This is a genomic window from Amycolatopsis sp. SID8362 (assembly GCF_010550475.1).
GTDB lineage: Bacteria > Actinomycetota > Actinomycetes > Mycobacteriales > Pseudonocardiaceae > Amycolatopsis > Amycolatopsis eburnea.
The window spans coordinates 1-5,977 of record NZ_JAAGNB010000711.1 but is presented as its reverse complement, the minus strand read 5'-3'; the positions used below and the strand labels follow the sequence as shown (position 1 = coordinate 5,977).

Genomic DNA, 5,977 nt, shown 5'->3' with positions numbered 1-5,977 from the left:
AGTCGACGCCCGCGGTCGCCGCGCTGTTGCCGCTCGCCGCCAGCTCGACCTGGTAGCGGCCGCTCACCACGAAACCGAGCACGAACTGCGCGAGTTCTTGCTGCTGCTGGACTTCCTGCCCCGGGTAGTCGGTCGGTGACGGCGGGGTCGGGCCGGTGAACCAGCCCGCCTCGTTGAAGAAGGCGGCGGCCAGCGCGATCCGCGCGCGGCCCGCCGCGGTGGCCTGGGCGTCGGTCGCGAGCTGGGTCAGGGTCGCGGCCGACGCGCTCGCTTCGGCCGCATCGGCGAACCGGACCAGCTTGACGTCCTGCCCCGGCGCGAGCAGGCGGGCGAGCGCGTATTCGCCGTTCAGCTGGTAGTCGTTCAGGTTGAGCGCTCCGGCGACGAGGCCGCACGTGCTCAGGACGCCGTCGAGCCGCGGGGTTTCGGCTTCGAGGGCGCTGACGAGCCCGCCCATCGACGTGCCCCAGCCGATCGTGCGCCGCGGGTGGCCGGTGACCCGCTCGAGCGCGGCCAGCGCGCCGAACTGGTCGTCGACGGCCGAGGCGAGCGCCCACCACGACGGGCCGCTGTAGGACGACCCGACCAGCGCGTACCCGCGGGCGAGGAGCGCGTCCCGGGTCGCGTCGTCCGGCGCGTCCTGCGCGGCGAGCGGCCCGAACCCGTGGCTGTAGAGGATCGTCGTGCCGTTCCAGGCGGCCGGGACGTCGGCCACCCAGGTGGCGCCGCTCGGCAGCTGTCCGGTGTGGTGCCCCGCCGCGGAAGCGACCCCCGCGGTCAGGCCGAGCGCCGTCACGATCGAAACGGCCAATGCGGTCACGCGGCCGTACCACCTGCGCATGCTCATGCGGGGAGGGTGCCACGCCGACGCGACGATGTACAGGTTTCCTGTGCTTATTCAGTGGGACGGCCGGTCCGAGAGGGCCGAATGGCAGGCGACGACGTAGTCGCGGAACCGGGCGGCGTCGCCCGCGTCCAGCTTCGCGAGCATCCGCTGTTCGAGCGCGGCCACGTCGTCGCGGACGCGGTCGAGGACCTCGCCGCCGGCGCCGGTCAGCCGGATGACGCGCCGCCGCCGGTCACGCGGATCGCCTTCCCGCGCGATGAAACCCAGGCGTTCGAGCGCGACCACCATGTCGGCCATCGCCTGGTCGGTGACGAACGAGTTCCGCGCGAGCTCCGCCGTGGTGAGCCCCGACCGCCGCTCCAGCACGGTGAGCGCGGTGTACTGCAACGGCGTGAGCGCGACCGGGCGCAGCACCTCGTCCAGCCGGGCCCGGACGGCGAGCTCGAGCTGTTTCACCAGGTACAGCAGGCCGGGCCCGGGCCGGCCCGCGGGGATCTCGGACACCGCACCATGGTGACCGACCGGCGGGCCCCGCGCTCAGGCGGGCGGGCTACCGGTCCGTCCCGAAGGCCCGCAGGAACGTGTCCACGATGACGTCTGCCGCCTGCGCGTCGCTCAACCCGGGCATGTCGCGCGTCGCCAGGTGCACCAGCTGGCCGAGCACGTTGCCGGGCCAGCGCTCCGGCACCCCGTCGCGGATCAGGCCCTCGTCGGTGGCGCGCCGCAGGAACCGGTCGACCTCCTCGACCGACCGGCGGCGGCGCGTCCAGATCTCCGGGTCCGTGCGCATCATCACGAGTTCCGCGGGCCACTTGCGGTTCACGCCGACGATCTCCTCGACGTACCGGTGCAGCGCCACCGGCACCGGCGCCTCGCGGAGGCGGGCCGTCTCGATCGCGGCTTCGATCGCGTCCAGGCGGGCCTGGTACACCGCCGTCAGCAGCTCTTCGCGGCCGGTGAACCGGCGGTACACCGTGCGGCGGTCGACGCCGGCCTCCGCGGCGATCGCCGCGATGCTCGTGGCCGGGTCGTCGGCGAGCATGCGGGCGCCCGTCGTCAGGAGGAGTTCGAGGTTGCGCGCGGCGTCGGCTCTCACCCCCTCAACATACGCTCCGCTGTCGCCTTCAGAGCGGCAACCGTCACACTTGCGCCCCGCCGTCTCCAGAACTGCTACATTGATGTGACAGAAGACGACACAGGAGGCACACAGTGATGACCAGGAACCAGCTCTTCATCGGCGGCTCGTGGACCACCCCGAGCAGCACCGAAGCGCTCGACATCGTTTCCCCGCACGACAACTCGGTGCTCGGCCGCGCCGTGCAGGCGCTGCCCGCCGACGTCGACCGGGCCGTCGCGGCCGCCCGGAAGGCGTTCGACGAAGGTCCGTGGCCGCGGACCGCGCCGGCGGAGCGGATCGCCGTGATCCAGCGGCTGACCGCCCTGCGGGAGAAGCGCGCCGACGAGATCGCGGCGCTCATCTCGGCGGAGAACGGCTCGGCGCTGTGGTTCACCAAGGCCGGCCAGCCCGGGCTCAGCAGGCAGGCCAACGCCTACCTGAAGGCCGCCGAGGAGTTCGGCTGGGAGCGGACGCTCGAGCCGTCGGACCCCGCCGCGCCGTTCCGGTCGGTCGTGCGGCGGGAAGCGATCGGCGTGGTCGCCGCGGTCATCCCGTGGAACTCGCCGTTCTCCTCGGCGCTGGCGAAGATCATCCCCGCATTGCTCGCCGGCAACACCGTCGTCCTCAAGGTCTCGCCCGAGAACACGCTGAGCATGAGCCTGCTGGCGGACCTGCTGGCCGAAACCGGGCTGCCCGAGGGCGTCGTCAGCGTGCTGCCCGCGGACCGCGAGACCAGCGAGTACCTGGTGAAGCACGCGGGAGTCGACAAGATCGCGTTCACCGGTTCGACCCGCGCCGGGCGCCGCATCGCGTCGCTGGCCGGCGAGCAGCTCAAGCGGGTCAGCCTCGAACTCGGCGGCAAGTCCGCCGCCGTGTTCCTGCCCGACGCCGACCTGCCCGCCGCGATCCAGGGCGTCAAGTTCGGTTCCCTGCTCAACAACGGCGAATCGTGCATCGCGCAGACGCGGATCCTCGCGCCGCGCAGCCGGTACGAAGAGGTCGTCGCCGGCCTGAAGGACCTGATCGAGTCGCTGCCGGTCGGCGATCCCGCCGACGACCGGACGTTCATCGGCCCGATGATCCGCCGCGACCAGCAGCAGCGCGTCCTCGACTACGTCCGCACCGGCGTCGAGGAAGGCGCGCGGCTCGTCACCGGCGGGGCGAAGGTCCCGGCGGGGCTGGAAGCCGGCAACTACGTCACGCCCACGCTGTTCGCCGACGTCGACCCATCGATGCGCATCGCGCAGCAGGAGATCTTCGGCCCGGTCCTGGTCGTCCTCCCCTACGACGACGAGGACGACGCCGTCCGCATCGCCAACGACTCCGAATACGGCCTGTCCGGCGGAGTCTGGTCGGCCGACCCGGCGCACGCGCTGGCCGTCGCGCGCCGCATCCGCACCGGCACCGTCACCGTCAACGGCGCGCCGATCGGCTTCGACGGCCCGTTCGGCGGCTTCAAGGCCAGCGGCCTCGGCCGCGAATATGGCGCCGTCGGGCTCGGCACCTACACCGAATACAAGACCATCACCGTTCCGGAAAAGAAAGACCGATGACACTCGACACCCCCGCCAGACCCGCGGTGCGCCCGGCCATGGCGGCCCTCTTCCTCGCCGTCCTGCTGGCCGCACTGGACCAGACCATCGTGGCCACCGCGCTGCCGAAGATCGCCGCCGACCTCGGCGGGTTCCGCGACATCGCCTGGATCACCGCGTCCTACCTGCTCGCCTCGACCGCGGCCACGCCACTGTGGGGCAAGCTCGGCGACCTGCTCGGGCGCAAGCGCCTGTACCTGTTCGCCACGACGGCGTTCCTGCTCGCCTCCGCGCTCTGCGGACTGGCACAGGACCTGCCCCAGCTCGTCGCCGCCCGCGCCCTGCAGGGACTCGCGGGCGGCGGGATGATCGTCCTGACCTTCGCGCTCGTCGGCGACCTCGTCGAACCCACCGAACGCGGCCGCTACCAGGGCCGGTTCGGCTCGGTGTACGGCGTCGCCAGCATCGCCGGCCCGCTGCTCGGCGGGCTGTTCACCGACCACCTCTCGTGGCGGTGGGCGTTCCTGGTCAACGTGCCGGTCGGGCTGATCGCCGTGGTCCTCGCCGCGCGCGCCCTGCCCGCCGCGCCGCGCCGGAAGGCCGTGGCCCGCATCGACTACCCGGGCGCGCTGCTCCTGGCCGGCGCGGCCACCGCGCTGGTCCTGATCACCTCCTTCGGCCCCCGCTGGGGCTGGACCGCGCCGGGCACGCTGGCGCTCGCGGTCGCGGCGATCGCCTTGGTGGCACTGGTGATCCCGGTCGAGCGCCGCGCCGCCGCGCCGGTGCTGCCGCTGACGATGTTCGCCTCGCGGACCGTCGTCATCGCCGCGCTGGTCGGGTTCATCGCCAACGTCGCGATGTTCAGCGTCCTGGTGTACCTGCCGACGTACCTCCAGGTCGTCGACGGCGTGTCGGCGACCCTCTCCGGCGTGCACCTGCTGCCGCTGGTGCTCGGGCTGGTCGTCAGCCAGTCGCTCGCCGGGCGGTGGGTGGCGAACCCGGCGCGGGTGCGGCCGGTGCTGGTGACCGGCATGGCGCTGAACGTCGCCGGGCTCCTGCTGCTGAGCACGCTGACGCCCGGTCTCCCGCAGCTCGCCGTGATCGGCTACTTCGCCGTGACCGGGATCGGGATCGGCATGGTCCCGATGGTCGCGCTGACGGCCGCGCAGAACGCGGTGCCCGCCGCGGACATCGGGGCCGCCAGCGCCGTGGTGACGTTCGCCCGGTCGATCGGCGCGGCGTTCGGGGTGGCCGTCTTCGGCACCCTGCTGGGCACCGACGTGGCCGGCCACATCGGCGGGGCGTTCCTGGCGATCGTCCCGGTCGTCGTGGCCGGCACCGTCCTGGCCGGACTGCTCAGGCGTCACTCGGCGAGCGCGGCGAACATCCCCGGCTCGTAGGACCCGCCCTTCTGGTGCACGAGCACGGCCAGCCGGTTGGCCGCGTTGATCAGGGCGACCAACGCGACCAGCGCGGCGGCCTGCTCGTCGTCGTAGTGCTCGCGCATCCGCGCCCAGGTCTCGTCGGACACGCCTTCGTGGGCGTCCGCGAGCCGGGTGCCCTCCTCGGCCACGGCGAGCGCGACCCGCTCGGCTTCGGTGAACACCGTCGACTCCCGCCACGCGGCGACGAGGTTGAGCCGGACGGCCGTCTCCCCCGCGGCCGCCGCGTCCTTGGTGTGCATGTCGATGCACCAGCCGCACCCGTTGATCTGGCTGGCCCGCAGGCTCACCAGCTCGCGGGTGGCCGCGGGCAGCGGCGAGCGTTCGATGACCTGGCCCAGCGCGGCGAACCGCTTCGCCAGCCGGCTACCGGTTTCCGTGCTGAACAGGTCGAGACGGGTGTCCATGGCTTCGTCCTCACTCGTGTCGCGGGGTGAACGACCTCAAGACACCGGCGGAACCGGCCTTGTGACACCCGCGGCGGGGATCCGGTAGCCCACCCCGGCGCGTTCGATGGCTTCCAGGTCCCCGGCGTCGAGCCCGCGGCCGGTGAACCGCTCCACCGCCACGAGGCCCTTCTCGTCGTGGTCCCGGTAGTCCTCGAAGTCGAGCCCGGCCAGCGCCGCCGCCACCTCCGGGTGCGCGTCCGGCTCCCCCAGGCCCGGCTCGAACGACGCCAGCACCTCGCCGTCACGGGCGAAGGACAGGCGCGTGACCGCGTTGACGTTCCAGAACATGCTCGCCGCCCGGCCGGCCCGCGAGACCGCCGTCAGCACCTCCTCGTGCGAACCTAGGTAGCCGTTCTCTTCGATCACCAGCACCACGCCGCCGAGGTCCAGCACCGCCAGCCACAGGTCCCCGTACGCGTGCCGCAGCTCGGTCAGCGGCTCCGGCCGGTCCGGGTCCGCGCCGAAGCCGCGCACCACCTCGGCGGCGGGCAGGCCGGTGACCACCGTGACCGTCGCGGCCACCGCCAGGCCGGACTCCCGGATCCAGCGGTAGCGCACCTCGGGCCGGTCCACGGCCGCCGGTTCGGGCT

At 73.0% G+C, this 5,977-nt stretch carries 6 protein-coding genes and 1 pseudogene; 2 read left to right on the top strand and 5 right to left on the bottom strand.

Annotated elements, in window-relative coordinates; all coding sequences use genetic code 11:
- The 3 genes and pseudogenes from G3I65_RS21935 to G3I65_RS21925 form a co-directional block, all read right to left on the bottom strand.
- Positions 1–847: pseudogene (locus G3I65_RS21935) on the bottom strand (alpha/beta hydrolase); the annotation flags it as partial.
- Positions 848–898: 51 nt separating this feature from the next.
- A complete protein-coding gene (locus G3I65_RS21930) occupies positions 899–1,351 on the bottom strand; it encodes a MarR family transcriptional regulator (protein ID WP_309235614.1) in 453 nt (150 codons plus the stop codon).
- 46 nt (positions 1,352–1,397) lie between these two features.
- Positions 1,398–1,943, bottom strand: coding sequence for a TetR/AcrR family transcriptional regulator (locus tag G3I65_RS21925; protein ID WP_160697773.1), 546 nt, complete (start codon positions 1,941–1,943; stop codon positions 1,398–1,400).
- A gap of 116 nt (positions 1,944–2,059) precedes the next feature.
- Between G3I65_RS21925 and G3I65_RS21920 the strand changes: the two genes are divergently transcribed.
- Together G3I65_RS21920 and G3I65_RS21915 are read left to right on the top strand one after the other, a co-directional pair.
- On the top strand, positions 2,060–3,517 hold the full coding sequence (locus G3I65_RS21920; protein WP_166640414.1) for an aldehyde dehydrogenase: 1,458 nt from the start codon (positions 2,060–2,062) through the stop codon (positions 3,515–3,517).
- Positions 3,514–4,896: an MDR family MFS transporter gene (locus G3I65_RS21915; protein WP_160697771.1), complete on the top strand. Its 1,383-nt coding sequence runs from the start codon at positions 3,514–3,516 to the stop codon at positions 4,894–4,896. Before G3I65_RS21920 ends, G3I65_RS21915 begins: the two co-directional genes overlap by 4 nt.
- Here G3I65_RS21915 and G3I65_RS21910 read toward each other — a convergent pair.
- Both G3I65_RS21910 and G3I65_RS21905 read right to left on the bottom strand, forming a co-directional pair.
- Positions 4,860–5,345 (bottom strand): carboxymuconolactone decarboxylase family protein, encoded by a 486-nt coding sequence (locus tag G3I65_RS21910; RefSeq protein WP_160697770.1) that lies wholly within the window; start codon positions 5,343–5,345, stop codon positions 4,860–4,862. The genes G3I65_RS21915 and G3I65_RS21910 overlap by 37 nt on opposite strands.
- A gap of 36 nt (positions 5,346–5,381) precedes the next feature.
- Positions 5,382–5,977: DUF6461 domain-containing protein (locus tag G3I65_RS21905; protein ID WP_239071361.1), on the bottom strand; the 596-nt coding region annotated here is incomplete at its 5' end.

What these genes read in the sequence shown, in the direction of transcription:
- G3I65_RS21920 (WP_166640414.1), top strand. Translation starts at nt 2,060, where the DNA reads ATGACCAGGAACCAGCTCTTCATCGGCGGCTCGTGGACCACCCCGAGC.
- G3I65_RS21915 (WP_160697771.1), top strand. Translation starts at nt 3,514, where the DNA reads ATGACACTCGACACCCCCGCCAGACCCGCGGTGCGCCCGGCCATGGCG.
- G3I65_RS21910 (WP_160697770.1), bottom strand. Translation starts at nt 5,345, where the DNA reads ATGGACACCCGTCTCGACCTGTTCAGCACGGAAACCGGTAGCCGGCTG.